Annotated in this window: 16 protein-coding genes; 8 read left to right on the top strand and 8 right to left on the bottom strand. The window is 63.9% G+C overall.

Translation table 11 applies throughout. The features are described 5' to 3' along the window. Positions 1-12 precede the first annotated feature (12 nt). Complete coding sequence (locus H3005_RS01690) at positions 13-1,056, bottom strand: alpha/beta fold hydrolase (RefSeq protein WP_223880005.1); 1,044 nt, start codon at positions 1,054-1,056, stop codon at positions 13-15. A gap of 268 nt (positions 1,057-1,324) precedes the next feature. Between H3005_RS01690 and H3005_RS01685 the strand changes: the two genes are divergently transcribed. Then, complete coding sequence (locus H3005_RS01685) at positions 1,325-1,717, top strand: DoxX family protein (RefSeq protein ID WP_100551799.1); 393 nt, start codon at positions 1,325-1,327, stop codon at positions 1,715-1,717. Between the two features lie 40 nt (positions 1,718-1,757). Here the strand turns inward: H3005_RS01685 and H3005_RS01680 are convergent, their stop codons facing one another. Continuing rightward, entirely contained in the window at positions 1,758-2,765 is a 1,008-nt protein-coding gene (locus tag H3005_RS01680) for a LacI family DNA-binding transcriptional regulator (RefSeq protein WP_100551798.1), read from the bottom strand. Positions 2,766-2,860: 95 nt separating this feature from the next. On the opposite strand from H3005_RS01680, the gene H3005_RS01675 reads away from it, so the two are divergent. Genes H3005_RS01675 through H3005_RS01655 form a run of 5 tightly spaced genes read left to right on the top strand, consistent with a single transcriptional unit; the run spans position 2,861 to position 7,492 of the window. After that, positions 2,861-3,913, top strand: coding sequence for a sugar phosphate isomerase/epimerase family protein (locus H3005_RS01675; RefSeq protein WP_100551797.1), 1,053 nt, complete (start codon positions 2,861-2,863; stop codon positions 3,911-3,913). Between the two features lie 27 nt (positions 3,914-3,940). Continuing rightward, positions 3,941-5,158, top strand: coding sequence for a nucleoside permease (locus H3005_RS01670; RefSeq protein WP_191077481.1), 1,218 nt, complete (start codon positions 3,941-3,943; stop codon positions 5,156-5,158). A gap of 12 nt (positions 5,159-5,170) precedes the next feature. Next, positions 5,171-6,295 carry a Gfo/Idh/MocA family oxidoreductase gene (locus H3005_RS01665; protein WP_191077480.1) on the top strand — a complete coding sequence of 375 codons (1,125 nt, stop codon included), beginning with the start codon at positions 5,171-5,173 and terminating at the stop codon, positions 6,293-6,295. A 19-nt stretch (positions 6,296-6,314) separates the two neighbouring features. After that, entirely contained in the window at positions 6,315-7,181 is an 867-nt protein-coding gene (locus tag H3005_RS01660; RefSeq protein ID WP_100551794.1) for a sugar phosphate isomerase/epimerase, read from the top strand. Between the two features lie 14 nt (positions 7,182-7,195). Next, a complete protein-coding gene (locus tag H3005_RS01655) occupies positions 7,196-7,492 on the top strand; it encodes a cytochrome c (protein WP_089239438.1) in 297 nt (98 codons plus the stop codon). A gap of 10 nt (positions 7,493-7,502) precedes the next feature. On the opposite strand, the gene H3005_RS01650 is transcribed toward H3005_RS01655, so the two are convergent. From H3005_RS01650 to H3005_RS01635, 4 genes are read right to left on the bottom strand one after another with little or no spacing between them, the layout of a single operon-like run. After that, entirely contained in the window at positions 7,503-8,276 is a 774-nt protein-coding gene (locus H3005_RS01650; RefSeq protein ID WP_191077479.1) for a DUF1080 domain-containing protein, read from the bottom strand. Further along, positions 8,261-8,836, bottom strand: coding sequence for a gluconate 2-dehydrogenase subunit 3 family protein (locus tag H3005_RS01645; RefSeq protein WP_191077478.1), 576 nt, complete (start codon positions 8,834-8,836; stop codon positions 8,261-8,263). Before H3005_RS01645 ends, H3005_RS01650 begins: the two co-directional genes overlap by 16 nt. Continuing rightward, positions 8,836-10,521 carry a GMC family oxidoreductase gene (locus H3005_RS01640; RefSeq protein WP_191077477.1) on the bottom strand — a complete coding sequence of 562 codons (1,686 nt, stop codon included), beginning with the start codon at positions 10,519-10,521 and terminating at the stop codon, positions 8,836-8,838. Before H3005_RS01640 ends, H3005_RS01645 begins: the two co-directional genes overlap by 1 nt. Positions 10,522-10,548: 27 nt before the next feature. Then, the gene (locus H3005_RS01635) at positions 10,549-11,439 is read right to left on the bottom strand and encodes a TIM barrel protein (RefSeq protein WP_100551791.1); all 891 of its coding nucleotides are present in this window, start codon (positions 11,437-11,439) and stop codon (positions 10,549-10,551) included. 1,047 nt (positions 11,440-12,486) lie between these two features. Here H3005_RS01635 and H3005_RS01630 point away from each other — a divergent pair. Continuing rightward, complete coding sequence (locus H3005_RS01630) at positions 12,487-14,409, top strand: hypothetical protein (protein ID WP_133120038.1); 1,923 nt, start codon at positions 12,487-12,489, stop codon at positions 14,407-14,409. A gap of 65 nt (positions 14,410-14,474) precedes the next feature. Here H3005_RS01630 and H3005_RS01625 read toward each other — a convergent pair whose 3' ends face one another. Both H3005_RS01625 and H3005_RS01620 read right to left on the bottom strand, forming a co-directional pair. Further along, entirely contained in the window at positions 14,475-15,050 is a 576-nt protein-coding gene (locus H3005_RS01625; protein WP_100551790.1) for a single-stranded DNA-binding protein, read from the bottom strand. Between the two features lie 195 nt (positions 15,051-15,245). Then, a complete protein-coding gene (locus tag H3005_RS01620) occupies positions 15,246-15,638 on the bottom strand; it encodes a hypothetical protein (protein ID WP_100551789.1) in 393 nt (130 codons plus the stop codon). A gap of 113 nt (positions 15,639-15,751) precedes the next feature. Between H3005_RS01620 and H3005_RS01615 the strand changes: the two genes are divergently transcribed. Next, the gene (locus H3005_RS01615) at positions 15,752-16,783 is read left to right on the top strand and encodes a LacI family DNA-binding transcriptional regulator (protein WP_100551788.1); all 1,032 of its coding nucleotides are present in this window, start codon (positions 15,752-15,754) and stop codon (positions 16,781-16,783) included. Positions 16,784-16,851 lie beyond the last annotated feature (68 nt).

The raw sequence follows: 16,851 nt of genomic DNA, 5'->3' as shown, positions 1-16,851 counted from the left end.
GGATGTCTCCCTTCAATCCAGGTGCTTGTCGGCAAGGAATGTCGATACGAGATCGGCGATCTCGATGTTGTTGAGGTCGGAGAAGATGAAGTGGCTGTTGCCCTTGATGCCGATCTCCGGCAGATGGATGAGCCGCACGTCGCCACCATGGCGGTTGACGGCGTCCCGCCACAGCCGCGCCATCTGCAGCCGTGCCCGCCAGCTGTCCTGGGCCGGCAGCCTCACGGGGTCGGCGGGTATGTTGTCGCCGTAGAAGATCAGGATCGGAATGCGGGTCAGCGCATCGAACTGGTCCTGCGCAACGACGCGTGGCACAAGCGTGTCGAACGCGCTGGTGATCGGCGCTGGTGCTTCGCCTTCGGGAAACACGAAATCACTGCCAGGCTCGAACGCAACGATGGCGCGCACGCCGGGGTTGCTGATCGCGGCAAGCCAACCGGGCCCACCGCCCTGCGAATGGGTGAACAGGATCGCTGGGCCTGTCTTGTCCAGCAGCGCGGAGATCCCCTGGGCGACAACCGCGCTGTCGTAGGGCCCGGTATTGGGTGTCATGGAGCGGAAGAACTGCTCGCGGGCGATCACGCCAGGCGGGAACTGGCTGCCCGCGAACGCATCGGGCCATACGCCGATGCGGAACTGGTTGAACCACAACTGCTCATCGGCTACGGGCTTGATGGTCTGCTCGACCAGGCTCCTGCCGGCCTTTCCGCGCCGGGGCTGGTCCAGCAGGTAGGTCGCAAAGCGCCGGCGCAGGAAGAGGTTCTGGAAACCTTCGCGCCCATCGGCCGTGGTTTCCCAGCTCCTGGACGACTGACCCGCACCGTGCAGCATCACGATCGGCAATGGCCGGGCATTTACCGGTATCTGGTAGAACGCATAGACATGGTCGCCATGGAAGGTCTGACCTTCAGGCAGCAGCGGCCGGTACGGATCGAACGTACCCGGCGCAGTGGCGACCGAACCGCCGGCAAGCAGGCTGCCCTGCTGCTGTATCTGCAGCGGCTGCGGTACTGCCGCCGATGCAAGGCTGGCTACGGCCAACAGGGCGACCAGCATGCCTGTGCGCGGAAGAAGGGTGCGGAAGGTAGCTCTGGCTGGCATCGGGGCACGTGCTCATTCGACGAGCCCCCACGCTAACGGCCGCGCACTGATGGAAACAGAGCATCAGCTGGATATCACTCATGCGTGTGGGATATGAATCGAAGGACCTGTCCCGCAGGATGCCGGAGCTGTTGGTCTCAACACCGACTTCACTCGTGATGGGCTTCGATGCCCGCACAGGTTCTCGACCTCCATCCACGCTGCCCACCCTGAGGACGTTGCCGTGAACACATCACTTCACTCTCTTGCGAAGCTGGCCGCCCGTGTGTTGCTGATGCTGCTGTTCCTGGTATCCGGCCTGGGCAAGCTGTCCGACCCGGCGGCAACACAGGGCTACATGGCGGCGATGGGTCTTCCCGGCATCCTGCTGTGGCCCACCATCCTGTTCGAGATCGGCACGGCCCTGTGCATCCTGTTCGGCTTCCAGACCCGGGCAGTGGCAGCGGTGCTGGCCGCCTTCAGCCTGGTCACGGCCTTCATCTTCCACCACCAGCTGGCCGACCCGGTGCAGCAGATCATGTTCCTGAAGAATCTGGCCATCGCCGGCGGCTTCCTGCTGCTGGCGTGCAGCGGGCCAGGGCGCTATAGCGTGGACGCAAAGCGCGGCAAGCCCTGAGGCGGGGAAAGCGCGGCATCACGCCACCCCGCCGTTGCGCTCAGCTTCGTCTGGGCGACGCCGTCGAGCCCCGCACCATCAGACTGAACTCCAGCGTCTGCTGACGTGGCACATCGACCTGTTCGATGATGGCGAGCAGCAGGTTGACTGCGCGCTCGCCGATCTCCCGCATCGGCTGCCTGATGGTCGTCAACGGAGGCGTCAGGTAACGTGATGAGGCCAGGTCATCGAAGCCGACGATGGAGACGTCATCCGGCACGCGGATGCCCAGATCCCGGCAGGCTGCCAGGGTGCCCAGCGCCATCTGGTCGCTGAAGCAGAAGATCGCGGTGGGCGCCGGCGCGACGGCCAACAGCGCCATCGCGGCCGCATGGCCGGACTCCACCGAAAAGTCACCCGGCACGATGCTGAGGTGGCGCAGGCGGCCACGCGCCCTTCCGGCGGCGCGAACCCCTTCCAGTCGCTGCGTGTGCAGCGGATTGTCGGGCGGCCCGCCTACCACGGCGATCCGCTCATGCCCCAGGCCGTACAGATGTTCCATCACCGCGCGCGCGGCGGCGGCGTTGTCGATGTGGACGCTGGGAATGCCCAGCGCGGGGTCGAACTCACATCCGTTGACCACCGGCGCGGCGACCCCCCGTTGCTCGACGATATCGCGTGCCGTCGGCGGCAGGCGATGCCCCAGCACGATCAGGCCATCGGCCTCGTTGCGCCGGAGCATCTGCGCGTAACGCTCCTCGCGCTCGGGCAGGTTCTGGGTATCGCCCAGCAGGACGGCGTAGCCGACGGCCTGCGCCGCGTCCTCCGCGCCCTGCAGAATCTGGGCGAAGAACGGGTTGGCAATGTCCGGCACAGTGACCAGGATCTTGCCGCTGCGCTGGGTCTTGAGCGTCCTGGCCACCGTGTTGGGAACATAGCCCAGCGCCGCAGCGGCCTGCTCGATGCGCGTGCGGGTGGCCGGCAGGACTTTGTCCGGCCGGGACAGTGCGCGCGACACCGTGCCGGCAGAGACGCCAACGTGCTTTGCGATGTCGTAGATGGTGGCCATGGCGTTAGTTCTCCTGTCCGCTGTGCAGTGCACAACAGGTCCTGCGTGAGCCCCTGCTAGGATAATGCAATCGATTGCATCGAGGGCGAATCACGTTGAAGACGCTCAAGGGTCCAGCGCTGTTCCTGGCGCAGTTCATCGGCGACACAGCTCCTTTTGATCGGCTGGACACGCTGGCCGGATGGGCCGCGGGCCTGGGCTATTCTGGCCTACAAGTGCCGACCAGCGCGCCCCACCTGTTCGATCTGGCCGAGGCGGCGCACAGCCAGACGTACTGCGACGACATCGCCGGCATGCTGACCGGACATGGCCTGCAGATCACCGAACTGTCCACTCACCTGCAAGGGCAGCTGGTCGCCGTCCATCCCGCCTACGACAGCCTGTTCGACGGATTCGCGCCGCCGGACAAACGCGGTGATCCTGCCGCCCGCCAGGCCTGGGCGGTGGAGCAGCTGCTGCTGGCCGCCAAGGCCAGCCAGCGCCTGGGGCTGACGGCGCATGCCACGTTCTCCGGCGCGCTGGCCTGGCCGTATTTCTATCCTTGGCCGCAACGTCCGCCCGGGCTGGTGGAAGAAGCCTTCGCCGAACTCGGCCGCCGCTGGCGCCCCATCCTGGATGCGTTCGACGCGTGCGGCGTGGACCTGTGCTTCGAGATCCACCCGGGTGAGGATCTGCATGACGGCGCGACCTTCGAGCGCTTCCTCGACGTGGTGGACCAGCATCCCCGCGCGAAGATCCTGTACGACCCCAGCCATATGCTGCTGCAGCAGATGGACTACCTCGGCTTCATCGACCGCTACCACGCGCGCATCGGCATCTTCCACGTCAAGGATGCGGAATATCACGCCAGCGCGCGCAGTGGCGTGTATGGCGGCTACCAGGACTGGATCGATCGTCCAGGCCGGTTCCGTTCACTCGGCGATGGGCAGATCGACTTCAAGGCGATCTTCTCGAAATTCGCGCAGTACGACTTCCCCGGCTGGGCAGTGCTGGAGTGGGAGTGCTGCCTGAAGCACCCGGAAGACGGTGCACGGGAAGGAGCCGCTTTCATCCGCGACCACATCATCCGCGTGACCGAACGCGCCTTCGACGACTTTGCCGACAGCGGCACGGACGCCGCTTCACTGCACCGCATGCTGGGAATCTGAGCCGATACCGCCCCGGGAGGGCAAGCCATGACGCACGCGATGTCGCGCTTGGGCGCGATGATGTTTCTGCAGTTCTTCATCTGGGGCGCGTGGTTCGTGACCCTGGGAACCTATCTCGTCCAAGGCCCGCTGCAGGCCAGTGCAAGCCAGGTGGCGACGGCCTTCCTCAGCCAGTCCATCGGCGCCATCGTGGCCCCCTTCCTGGTCGGCCTGATCGCGGATCGCTACTTCGCCGCCCAGCGCATCCTCGCGGTACTTCACCTGGCCGGCGCGGCGCTGATGTGGCTGGCGTCCACGGCGACGGACTTCAACACGTTCTTCGCCTGCGTGATGGGCTACATGTTGCTGTTCATGCCGACGCTGGCGTTGGCCAACAGCGTGGCGATGCGGCACATGCAATCGCCCGAGAAACAATTCCCCCCGGTGCGCGTGGCCGGCAGCATCGGCTGGATCGTGGCCGGCGTGCTGATCGGCTGGTTGGGCTGGGAGCAGGCGCACCGGCTTGAGCTGACATTCCGGATGGCGGCGATGGCGTCGCTGGCGCTGGGCCTGTATGCGTTCACCCTGCCCCACACGCCGCCGCTGGCGCAGCAGCGCGATGCCGGGTTGGGGCAGATCCTGGGGCTGGATTCGCTGCGGCTGCTGAAGTCGCGCTCGTATCTGGTGTTCTTCCTGGCGTCCATCGCCATCTGCATCCCGCTGGCGTTCTACTACAACTTCACCAACCCGTACCTCAATGATCTCGGTGTGCGCGGCGCAGCGGGCCTGCAGTCGCTGGGGCAGGTCTCCGAAGTCCTGCTGATGCTGGCCATGCCGTTCCTGTTCGTGCGGCTGGGGGTGAAGACGATGCTGGCCGTAGGCATGGCCGCGTGGGTAGTGCGTTATGCCATGTTCGCCTTTGGCGATGCAGGCGGCGGCTTCTCGCTGCTGGTGATCGGCATCGTGCTGCACGGCATCTGCTACGACTTCTTCTTCGTCACCGGCCAGATCTACACCGATGCGCATGCCGGCCCGGCCGCGCGCAGCAGCGCGCAGGGCTTCATCACCCTGGCCACGTACGGCGTGGGCATGTTGATCGGCACGTTCCTGTCCGGCGCGGTGGTGGAGCACTTCACCACGGCGGCGGGACCGGACTGGCAGCAGATCTGGCTGTTCCCGGCAGGCGTCGCGCTGATCGTGCTGGTCGCCTTCCTGTTGCTGTTCCGCGACCGGCCGGTGGTCGCGGCCGCACCTTCCACGCCCTGAGGACACTACCCGATGCCAAAGCTTGGAATCGCCATCGTCGGTACGGGCATGATCGGTGCCGTGCATCGTCGCGCGGCGCTGCTGGCGGGTGCCGACATCCGTGGCGTCGCCGCCTCGTCCCCGCAACGCGCGCTTGAAGTGGCACAGTCGTGGAATGTTCCGCGTGCCTATCGGGACATCGAGGAGGTGGTCGCCGACCCACAGGTCCAGGTCGTGCATGTCTGCACGCCCAACCATCTGCACCACTCCATGGCACAGGCCGCACTGCAGGCCGGCAAGCATGTGATCTGCGAGAAGCCGCTGGCCACCATGCTGGAAGACGCCGCGGCCCTGGCTGCGCTGGCTGCCGCGACCGGACTGATCGCCACGGTGCCCTTCGTCTACCGCTACCACCCGGTCGTCCGCGAGGCGCGCGCACGCATCGCGCAGGGCGAACTGGGACCGCTGCACCTGATCCATGGCAGCTACCTGCAGGACTGGCTGCTGGACCCGGCCAGCAACAACTGGCGCGTGGACCCGGCACTGGGCGGCGCATCGCGCGTGTTCGCCGACATCGGCTCGCACTGGTGCGACCTGGTGGAGTGGGTCAGCGGCGAGCGTTTCACCGAGGTCAGCGCGGCGTTCGACACGGTGATCGCCGAACGCAGCGCCGACACCGGCAAGAGCTTCACGACAGCGGCGGCAGGTGGCGCGATGCAGGCGGTGGCGAGCGAGGACGTGGCCGCGGCGATGTTCCGTACCGGCGCCGGTACGCTGGCATCGTTGACGGTCAGTCAGGTATCGGCGGGACGCCGCAATCGCCTCTGGTTCGAGATCGATGGCGCCAGAGCCAGCGTGGCCTTCAACCAGGAGGACGCCGAGCGGCTGTGGATCGGCCTGCCCGAGCAGCGCGAGGAAATCTTCGTGCGTGGGCCAGGCGCCGGCAGTGCCGAACAACGCCGGCTGTCGGTGCTGCCGGCGGGGCACGCGCAGGGCTATGGCCATTGCTTCGAAGCATTTGTTGCCGACACCTATCGCGCCATCGAAGGCGAGCGGCCGCACGGCCTGCCCACCTTCGAAGACGGCATGCGCTCGGCGCAGATCGTCGACCGCGTCATCACATCGGCCAGGACGCGCGCCTGGACCGCCATCGGTTGAATCCCGGGAGGATCTTTTGATGAACACCCCTGTTCGTAGAGCTGCGACGCTCGCAGTGCTGCTGCTCGCTGCCCTGCCCGCTTTCGCACGCGAAGCTGCCGGCCCACAAAAGCCCATCGCGGTACAGATGTACACCCTGCGCAATGCCGGCTCGCTTGAGCAGCAGCTGAAGATCGTCCAAGACGCGGGCGTGGGTGCGGTGGAAACGGTGGGCACGCAGGGCGTCAGCGCTACCGAACTCAAGCAGTTGCTGGGGAGGTATTCGATCAAGGCGATTTCCTCGCACGTGCCATTGGCCGAGCTGCGCAAGGACCTTGACGGCGTGGTGGCCTTCAACCGATTGATCGGCAACACCACGCTGGTGGTGCCATACCTGGACGCGAAGGATCGGCCGACCGATGCCGCGGGCTGGACCGCACTGGGCACGGAGCTGGGCAGGATCGCGAAACAGGTACGCGCCAAGGGCATGCGACTGGCCTACCACAACCACGATTTCGAGCTCGTCGACTTCAATGGCCGGACAGGACTGGAACTGCTGTTCGCAGCGGCGGGGCCCGACCTGCAGACCGAGCTGGACCTGGCCTGGGTCGCGCGTGCGGGCCTGGACCCGGCGGTGATGCTGGCGAAATTCCGCGGTCGGCTGTTCGCGGTACACGCCAAGGACAACGCACCCAAAGGCCAGGCCGAAGACGAGGGTGGCTTTGCCGCCGTCGGCCAGGGCGTGCTGGACTGGAAGGCGATCCTGCCGGCCGCGGCAAAGGCCGGCGTGCAGTGGTACATCGTCGAGCACGACCAGCCGCGCGACCCGGCCAAAGTCATCCAGACCGGCGCGGATTACCTGCGGGAACACCTGACCGTCACCCTGCCCGCCAGCGCACAGCGCTAGCGAAGGAGACCTCCTTGAAGACGATCCTGACAGTGGCCGTGGTTCTTTCCTGTGCTGTGTTTACGACTGCGGCGTGGTGCAAGGATGACCCTGCCGCCGGCGCAAAGCTCTACACCGCGAACTGCACGGCCTGCCATGGCGCAGACCGTGCGGGCATGCCGGGCGCGTTCCCCGCCCTCACCGACGTCAGCAAGCGGCTGCAGCCGGCGCAGATCAAGGACAAGATCAGGAAGGGCGGCGGATTGATGCCGCCCTTCTCCCAGCTGTCGCAGCAGGAAATCGATGACATCGCCAGTTTCCTGGCGAAGTAGCAGGCAGCCGTTACAGTTCGCGCACCCAGATGTTGCGGTAGCTGACCTTGGAATCATGCTCCTGCAGATAGATCGGCGCGCACGCATGTGGCGAGTACGAGGGCGCGCCGATGTACTCGGTCTTGCCCGCCAGCACGGTGTCGTCCTGCACCAGCACGCCGTTGTGCAGCACGGTGATACGCGCGGGCGAAGTGAGCCCGCCACCCGGCGAGAAGCGCGGTGCCTTCCAGAGGATGTCGTAGGCCTGCCACTCGCCCGGGGCACGCGAAGCGTTCACCCGCGGCATGGCCTGCTTGTAGATGGAGCCCGCCTGGCCGTTGGCATAGGTCGGATTGTTGTAACTGTCGAGCACCTGCAGCTCATACTGCTCCTGCAGGAAGATGCCGCTGTTGCCCCGGTTCTGGCCGTCGAAGCCCTTCGTATCGGTGGGCGTGCGCCACTCGACATGCAACTGGATGTCGCAGAAGCGTTGCCTGGTGCGGATGCCCTTGCTGCCCGGCACCACGGTCAGCGCGCCGTCGGCTACGGTCCAAGGCACGCGCCCACCCTGCTCGGACTCCCACGCGGAGACATCCCTGCCATCGAACAGCACGATCGCGTCGGAGGGCGCTCTGCCCGCGGGCGTGGCCACCACTGCAGGCACAGGCGTCCACACCTCGGTCTTCTTCGGATCGCGCGCAGGATCGGTGCCGGCCTGCGCGAATGCGGGCGCTACCACCAGCAGGCCGGCGGCAAGCAACAGAGAGCGGATCATCATGGCGTTTTCCATCAGCTGGTCCCCCATGCGGGCGTGCCGGCAACATAGGCGAGGTCGCCGTCGTAGCGGCCCGGCACGGCAACGTACTGCAGCACTTCGGTCGCACCGACCTTCGAGGTGAAGAAGCCGAAGATGGCCAGCTGCTTGATCATCGTGAAGTAATGCGGCATCGCTTCTCCTTCCTCGGCAGTGCCGGTTTCGGTTACATCGACCGCGCGCTTCCTCGCCTCGGCATCCAGCGTGCGCAGCAGTTCGGTGCGGGCCTGCGGCGCGAGTGAAATGAAGCGGCCACCGGCGCGTTTGTCGATATCGGTCAGGCCGGCGCGGAACGTCGCCTGCTGCCGGGCGGTGTAGCAGTCGCTGACGAACGTCGCCATGAAAGCACCGGCGCCGGCGTCCTTCGCCCCCGGCGTCTTCGTCCGTGGCAGGATGGTCTCGGCGATCTCGTCCAACGTGCCGACATCGGCGTCGGAGAAGTGAGGCTTCGTACCGGCAGCCGGCGCCTGCCCATGAACAAGCGCAGGCAGGCCGACCATGGCCGCGCCGGTGGCGGCGACGATCATCTTCAACAGTTCGCGGCGATCCATCAGAGATTCCCCGCTTTCAGTTCGCGCACGGCGTGGTCGGCCGCGCGCGCGGTCAACGCCATGTAGGTCAGCGAGGGATTCACGCAGGCGCTGGAGGTCATGCAGGCACCGTCGGTCACATAGACATTGGGCGCATCCCACACCTGGTTGTGCTGGTTCAGCACGGAGGTCCTGCGGTCACGCCCCATGCGCGCGGTCCCCATCTCGTGGATGCCCTTGCCCGGAGCGTAGTCGCTGTCGTGCATCTCCACGTCCTTGACGCCGGCCGCCTCCAGCATCTCGGCGGCATCGGCAGCCATGTCCTTGCGCATCGCCAGTTCGTTGGCACGCATGGCTACGTCCATCGCCAGCACCGGCAGACCCCACTTGTCCTTGCGGTCGCGGTCCAGGCGGATGGTGTTGTCGTGGTGCGGCAGCATCTCGCCGAAGCCGGTCATGCCGATGCGCCAGTCGCCCGGCACGGTCAGCGCGTCCTTCAGGTCGGCACCGATGTTCAGCTCGGCGATCTCGCGCGACCACCCGGTGCGGCTGGCACCGCCCTGGTAGCCGAACCCACGCAGGTAGCCGCGCTTGTCCGTAGCGATGTTGCGGAACCGCGGAATGTAGAAACCGCAGGGACGGCGGCCGAAGTAGTACTTGTCCTCGTAGCCCTCGACCCGGCCCGAGGCACCAGCACCAAAATGATGGTCCATCACGTTGTGCCCCAGTTCGCCGGACGAAGAGCCCAGCCCGCCTTCCCACACATCGGTGGCCGAGTTCATCAGCAGCCAGGTCGAGTTGAAGGAGGACGCGTTGAGGAAGATGACCTTGGCCGTGTACTGGTAGGTCTGGCCGGTCTCTGCGTCGATGACCTCCACGCCGCGCGCACGCTTGCGGTCCTTGTCGTAGAGCACTTCCTTGACGATCGAGAAGGGCCGCAACGTCAGGTTGCCGGTCTTCATGGCCGCCGGCAGCGTTGCCGACTGGGTCGAGAAGTAGGCACCGAAGGGACAGCCGAGAATGCACTTGTTGCGGTACTGGCAGTTGACGCGGCCCTGCTCCGGCATGGGCTTGGTGATGTTGGCGGTGCGCGAGTGGATCATGTGCCGCGTTCCGCCGAAGGCTTTCTGGATCCGCGCGGCCACGTCCTTTTCGACGATGTTCAACGGGATCGGCGGAAGGAACTCGCCGTCCGGCAACACGTCCAGCCCTTCGCGCGTACCGGCGATGCCGGCGAATTTCTCCACATGGTCGTACCAGGGTGCGATGTCGGCGTAGCGGATCGGCCAGTCGGTGGCGATGCCGTCCTTGAGGTTCGCCTCGAAGTCCATGTCAGAGAAGCGATAGCTCTGCCGCCCCCACATCAGCGAACGGCCACCCACGTGGTAGCCGCGGAACCAGTCGAATCGCTTGGTCTCGATGTAGGGCGACTCCTGTTCGTCGGCCCACATGCCCTGCAGGTTCTCGGCCAGGGCGTAGTCGCGCATCAACACCGGGAAGGCAGCCTTCATCGCCTGTGTAGGCCGGTTGCGATGCGGGAAATCCCACGGCTCCTTCATCGCATTGACGTAGTCCTTGACGTGCTCGATGTTGCGTCCGCGTTCCAGCATCAGGACCTTCAGGCCCTTCTCGGTCAGCTCCTTCGCCGCCCAACCGCCACTGATTCCCGAGCCAACAACGATGGCGTCGTAATGATTATCTGCCATGGGTCTATCACCTGGGTGGATATCGTTTCAGACGTCGCAGAGGCGGATCGCCTCGCGCAGCGAGCCGACGGCATCAGGCGCTGCAGGCATGAATTCCTGCGCCAGATAACCATCGAAACCGGTGTCGCGGATCGCGCGACAGATGGCGGGGTAATTGAGCTCCTGCTGGTCCCCGATCTCATGCCGTCCAGGCACGCCAGCGGTGTGGTAGTGCTTGAAGCAGGCGTGGTGCCTGCCGATGGTGGCGATGATGTCACCCTCCATGATCTGCATGTGATAGATGTCGTACAGCAGACCGAAGTTGTCCGAGCCGAGCCGCTGGCACAGCTGCACGCCCCAGGCGGAGTGGTCACACAGGTAGTCGTGGTGGTCGACCCTGGAGTTCAGCAGCTCCATCACCAGCACCACGCCGCGCTTCTCGGCATGCCCGAGGATGCGCTTGAGGCCAGCCTCGGCGTTGGCCATGCCGTCCTGCGGGTCCATGCCGTTGCGGTTGCCGGAAAAGCAGATGAGATTGCGATAGCCGGCATCGGCGACCAGGTCGATGTGCCGCGTGTAGCGCTCCACCAGCAGATCGTGGAACTCACGGCCGGCAAAGCCCTTGGTGAGGCCCAGCTCGGCGCCGTTGCACATCGAGCTGTATACGCCATGCGCCTTCAGCGTGGGCCAATCCTCCGGGCCCACCAGGTCAATGGCGGCAAAACCGATGCCCTTCACCGTCTGGCAGAGCTGGGCGACCGACAGCTGCGGGAAGGTCCAGCGGGCCACGGAATGCTTCAGGTTGCCCTTGAGCGGCGCAGTGGCTGCAAACGCAGGCAGAACGCCCGCAGCGCCGAGGCCGAGACTGCCGGCAACCGCGATGCGCAGCGCATCGCGCCGCGTGAGCCCCGGGCCCGGTCTGATCGAATGGATGGACATCCACTTTCCGGCCTCCCAACCGGTATCAAACGCTGACGATTTCGCTGCAATGCAATCGATTGCACCATGGGGAGGAAATTGTTTTTTTGCAAGACGCAGTGCACGAAAGTCCATGCTGCGGGGCACAACACCAATGACGTGCCAAGTAATCAAGCGCCCAGGCGCGCGATCCGCGCCTGCGACATCCCTACCAATCGCGTAAAGGCCGCCCCGAGGTTGACTGCCCTGGCATAGCGGACCCGTCTGGCCATCGAAGTCGCGCCGCTGAGCCTGCGCGTGCGCCTGGTGCGCCCCTGCCTCTCACCCACCACGAGTTCTGGCGAAAACGCGTTCCCACATCCGGGGCATGTAGCAACCGGCCTATGAGCCGCGGGTGCAGGGCGTAATAGGCAGCGCCCGCGACAGCAGCGGGCGCGTCCCAACGCTTGAGACGACGGTCGAATCGCTATGGCGCGCGGCAACCGAGGAGAACGCGCCGGTACGCACTCCCGGGGCCGATGACGCGGTGGATCGTATGAACGCGGCGGGGTGAGGGATTCTGGAGTATCACCACTCAGATTACCAACTGCATTATGGAAACCGCCGGGACGCAAGTAGAATGCTGATGCCGCATTCAGGACATGACCAAGGATGGGAAATAGCTCAAAACGAGGCTTCACTCAGGGCGTCACAGTAGAGATGGAGGATTTCGGCGTTGTGGTACAGGTCCACAATCGTGGATTTGGCTTCGCATGCTGTTTGACTGGCGATCGGAATCGCGAGATTTTCCTTAATGAAAGCCGGATTTCATCTCTCAAATCGATAAATAGCCAGCTACTAGGTCGCCTAATCCGAATGCGCGTGGTTGGACAGCCAGACGGCCGTCTATCCGCAAGCAGTGTCAGGCCACTCGCTCCAACCGACGCAGACACTATCGAACTGGCTCGGCAGCATCTTGCGCATAGAGAAGCCTCGTCGGATGCCGACGTCGGCCCTGCCCCTATTCTTCGATTACTAGCGGGTATTAGCCCGGCAATCGACCGCTTGCTGCATCCAATGATTGATGCAATGACGGAAGCAGAGTGGCTCTCACCTGCAATGCTCGACACCTTAGCTCTTGCGCCACAGCCAGTATGGAAGCGCGCCATTTCGCACCATCTTAACGCCAGGACGCCGCGTGCAGTAGAGACACTATTCGACCAAATCAAGGATAACAAGAGGGAAATTGACATCACATGGCTTAAGCCAATGTGGGAATCATTACCTGCCCACCGAGATCAGTTACAACGCATCGCATTTGCAAATAGGACGCAGATGTTGGTTTCGGAAGCAGCGCAATGGGCACGTCTCGCCCTCGAAAACCAGCCCCAAACTGGGACCAACTGGTGGGATGTCCTTAAGGAATCGATAAAATCGGGACTGCCATTGGATTCGCACTGGCTGCAGTGGGAAAAATGGACAGACGCGCCTTGGACAACAGTCGCAATCGCCTTACAAAAATGTGACGCAGATCCAGGCAATTCAATCGAACGACTTAGCTACATTGCGAATCAATCCCACGAAGTTGGGCGCATGGACGCAACTCTTGTTCTCTCCAGCCTCAACCATAATGATCAACGCTTATCCGACATGTGGATCCCACAGTTAGGAATTGACACGCCGGAAGAGATGGCGCACGCCCTGAGCGCCCAAATGATGACTGCGCGAGCAGCGGAAAAATGCGCTGCGACTTACATCAACGGATTGGGGCTGCCCACAGAAGATATCGCTTTGCATCAACTGGATGGAAGCACGACGGAATGGCAACAGATGGATCTGCGCGTAGGCGGAAAGCATGGCGTGGATGTTAAAAACCTCCGGCGCAACATCAACGGCGGGATACAGTCCAGCCGCTGGAAGGTCAAGGGCTTCAAAAGCGATGCTGCCGGTAACGATGTAACACTGTGCGGGGTCAGTAGCCCTTACACATGGAAGACTGGTGGCAGATTAAGGTGCACAACTTCAGAATACATGCGGGTTCTGGGCGTCACAAAATCAATAGAAATATATAAACTTCTAGAGCAATTCAAAGATATTTTCACGCTACGAACAAATCCAGTTTCAAGACTGATTGAGCTACCGGCTTGGGCATGGGACTACCCAAAGGCTCAGTACGAGGAGCGCGACCAGGCTATGGCGGTGCTGCGTAATTCCCTTTCATCCTTAGAAAAAACTGCAGTTGGTCGGCGCTGCATCACAGCAATTCCACCTGTACTCTTTTCATTCTGGGGCATGGAACCTCCCGGAAATGACCGCCTGACCACGCAACAGAGAGACTTCCTGGATCTTCTCCGATCATCCCAATCGAATCGCATCGCAGCACGACAGGAAGTATGCGTTCCACGACTTCCTTGGCTCTATCTTTTCACTCTTCACGCATGGGCACGCTGGCGCGCCGCGAGTGAATTGGCAGATACAAAATCTATTCTAAGCATTCTGAGATGGCACGCTCATTCACCCGAAGATGCTATGCATGCCGCATCCCTAGCGCGAACAGCCAGAGCCAGAGATCTCAGAATTACAGACCCATCAATTTTCCAAAATGACCCGGCTTCCAACCAACCATCAGCAGTTTCAGGCATAGGAATTATCGATCCCGCCAACATGATAGAGACGCTGCTAAACGCACTATCTATCCTTGAGAAGCACGTCTCCCGGTCGCAGTTTATTGCCATTTCGGACATCACCATCTATTACAACGGTGTACTGGTTGGCACTTTCCCCGACGGACAGCGGAAGACCCTACTGGCACATTGTGGAGGACGACTAGAAGAAAAGAACGTTGAATGCGGACATCGCCCTCTGGTGTACGGCAAGCAAAAAACTTGTGCTTGTGGACGACTCATATGCGAAAAGTGCGGTTCCTGCGCCGACCCTCGCTATGAAACATGTGCTGACCAGACAGAGCGGCACGCTCGGTTACGGCTGAAAAAGAAAGTACTTAGGCGGTAAATCAAAAACCCCGGCAGCCTCAAGGCCCTGCCGGGGTTTTGTGCTGTCTGCAGCCAGGCCGCCAATCAGAACGGAATATCGTCGTCAGCGAAGTCGTCCATCGGCGGCGCCTGCTGCGGCTGCTGCTGCGGACGCTGCTGGCCGTAGCCGCCGCCTTGGTTGCCGCCCTGGTTGTAACCACCTCCCTGGCCGCCACGCGCGTTGCCGCCGCCACCGCCACCGCCGCCGTACTCCTGGCGCGGGGCCTGCTGGCGCTGCGGACGCTCGCCGCCACTGAAGTTGCCACCACCACCGCCGCCGCCTTCACCGCGGCCGCCCAGCATCTGCATTTCGTCGGCGATGATGTCGGTGGAGTACTTCTCCACGCCGTCCTGGCCGGTGTACTTGTCGTAACGCAGGCTGCCTTCGACGTACACCGAGCTGCCCTTGCGCAGGTACTCACCAGCAATTTCGCCGAGCTTGCCGAAGAACACCACGCGGTGCCACTCGGTACGCTCCTGCTGGTTGCCATCCTTGTCCTTGCGGACACTGGTGGTGGCCAGGCTGATGCGGGTGATCGCCATACCGCCCTGGGTGTACTTCACGTCCGGGTCGTTGCCGAGGTTGCCGACCAGGATGACTTTGTTGATGCCGCGCGCCATAGATGGGTTCTTCCGTTGTCCGGGGCTGCTCCAGTGATAGCACACCCAGCGGGGTGCCGATACGCTGGGCCGCCCACGGTTGAGAATGGGGGATATCGGAATGGGTCATCTTACCATTCCTGCCAGCCCCACCCCGTCGGGAAATCGCTGGATCCGCGTCGGATCCAGCCGCGATCGAGGCGTGGCGGGTGCGGCTCAGGCGCCGGCAGGCCGCGCCCGATCCAGGCCGGTGATGCGGGTGACCTCCCCCACCGCGACCACCTTCGGCCCCTCATGGCAGTGGAAGCGCAAGCCAGGCCGGATCCGTGGCCGATGGACCTGTAGCCGCAGCGTGTCATTCAGTACCGACATCCTCGCCAGCAGCATCTGGTCAACCGGCAGCGGCACATCGCAGGCCCAGCTGTCGCCGCTGGGAAGCACGAAGTCGGGCCAGATCATGAACAGCTCCAGCTCGCCCGATCGCTCGGCGTAGGCGAAATCCCAGCGGATGCCGTTCCTGGGCGGGCTGAGGCGACCGCCTTCATCAGCTCGCAGGATCCGGATGCGGGCCTCGAAGTCATCGGCGACCGGGTACAGGCGATACGTCACAGCGCAGCTCCAACGGTGATGCCACCAAGTGTGGCAGCCGGGGCCAAGCGCCGGCCAGCAGCACCGCCGTCCACCCATGGCATCATTCCCCGATCATCCCCCTTCCGGCCCCCATGACCATCAAAGGCAAAGCCACCTCCCTGGACATCGCCCACCTGGCCGGGGTCTCCCAGCCCACGGTGTCGCGGGCCCTGCGCGGCAGCCCGATGGTCAACGCCGAGACCCGCGAGCGCATCCTGCGCATCGCCCGCGAGCTGAACTACAAGGTCGACAAGAACGCCTCCAGCCTGCGCCTGCGCAACGCCGGCACCCTGGCCCTGCTGTTCTTCGAGGACCCAACCAATGACGACTCGCTGATCAACCCCTTCTTCCACTCGATGCTGGGCTCGATCACCCGTGCCTGCGCGCTGCACGGGCAGGACCTGCTGGTGTCCTTCCAGCAGCTGTCCACCGACTGGCAGGCCGATTACGAAGACAGCAACAAGGCCGATGGCATCATCCTGCTCGGCTATGGCGACTACCACGAGTCACGCGACCGCCTGCAGCGGCTGGTGGAACAAGGCACCCACTTTGTGCGCTGGGGCGCGGCCCTGCCCGGCCAGCCGGGGGTGTCGATCGGCAGCGACAACTTCCAGGGCGGGCATGACATCACCGCCCACCTGCTGCAACAGGGCTGCCGCCGTATCGCGTTCCTCGGCCATGCCTCCAGCCACTACCCGGAATTCCAGGAGCGCTATCGCGGCCACGTGGAAGCGCTGCGTGCGCATGGGCTGGCCGCCGACCCGGCGCTGCAGCACGATGCGATCACCACCGAGGCATCCGGTCATGAGGCCTGCCTGGCACTGCTGGCCCAGCACCGTTCCATCGATGCGATCTGCGCGGCCAGCGACTTGATTGCGATCGGCGCGGTGCGCGCCCTGCGCGAGCAGGGATTGCGGGTGCCGCAGGACGTGGCGGTGACCGGCTTTGATGACATCCCGCTGGCGGCCTCGGTGTCGCCGCCGCTGACCACCGTGCAGCAGGACACCAAGCAGGCCGGCCAGCTGCTGGTGGAGAAGCTGCTGGCGCTGATCGGCCGGCAGCCGGTGGAAGGCCAGAGCATCCCGGTGAAGCTGGTGGTGCGCGAGTCGTCGCTGCGCGCATAGCACTTTTGCAGTGCCGAGCTATGCTCGGCAACATGCGTGAGACGCTAGTCCGACGACAGCCGAGCATG

Origin of the sequence: Stenotrophomonas sp. Br8 (assembly GCF_014763005.1) — a bacterium.
GTDB classification, from domain to species: Bacteria; Pseudomonadota; Gammaproteobacteria; order Xanthomonadales; family Xanthomonadaceae; genus Stenotrophomonas; species Stenotrophomonas lactitubi.
Note: the sequence above shows the minus strand (reverse complement) of the source record. Positions and strands in the feature narration are given on the sequence as shown.

What these genes read in the sequence shown, in the direction of transcription:
- H3005_RS01630 (WP_133120038.1), top strand. Translation starts at nt 12,487, where the DNA reads ATGACGGAAGCAGAGTGGCTCTCACCTGCAATGCTCGACACCTTAGCT.
- H3005_RS01625 (WP_100551790.1), bottom strand. Translation starts at nt 15,050, where the DNA reads ATGGCGCGCGGCATCAACAAAGTCATCCTGGTCGGCAACCTCGGCAAC.
- H3005_RS01670 (WP_191077481.1), top strand. Translation starts at nt 3,941, where the DNA reads ATGACGCACGCGATGTCGCGCTTGGGCGCGATGATGTTTCTGCAGTTC.
- H3005_RS01640 (WP_191077477.1), bottom strand. Translation starts at nt 10,521, where the DNA reads ATGGCAGATAATCATTACGACGCCATCGTTGTTGGCTCGGGAATCAGT.
- H3005_RS01645 (WP_191077478.1), bottom strand. Translation starts at nt 8,836, where the DNA reads ATGGATCGCCGCGAACTGTTGAAGATGATCGTCGCCGCCACCGGCGCG.
- H3005_RS01665 (WP_191077480.1), top strand. Translation starts at nt 5,171, where the DNA reads ATGCCAAAGCTTGGAATCGCCATCGTCGGTACGGGCATGATCGGTGCC.
- H3005_RS01635 (WP_100551791.1), bottom strand. Translation starts at nt 11,439, where the DNA reads ATGTCCATCCATTCGATCAGACCGGGCCCGGGGCTCACGCGGCGCGAT.
- H3005_RS01615 (WP_100551788.1), top strand. Translation starts at nt 15,752, where the DNA reads ATGACCATCAAAGGCAAAGCCACCTCCCTGGACATCGCCCACCTGGCC.
- H3005_RS01690 (WP_223880005.1), bottom strand. Translation starts at nt 1,056, where the DNA reads ATGCTGGTCGCCCTGTTGGCCGTAGCCAGCCTTGCATCGGCGGCAGTA.
- H3005_RS01680 (WP_100551798.1), bottom strand. Translation starts at nt 2,765, where the DNA reads ATGGCCACCATCTACGACATCGCAAAGCACGTTGGCGTCTCTGCCGGC.
- H3005_RS01660 (WP_100551794.1), top strand. Translation starts at nt 6,315, where the DNA reads ATGAACACCCCTGTTCGTAGAGCTGCGACGCTCGCAGTGCTGCTGCTC.
- H3005_RS01650 (WP_191077479.1), bottom strand. Translation starts at nt 8,276, where the DNA reads ATGGGGGACCAGCTGATGGAAAACGCCATGATGATCCGCTCTCTGTTG.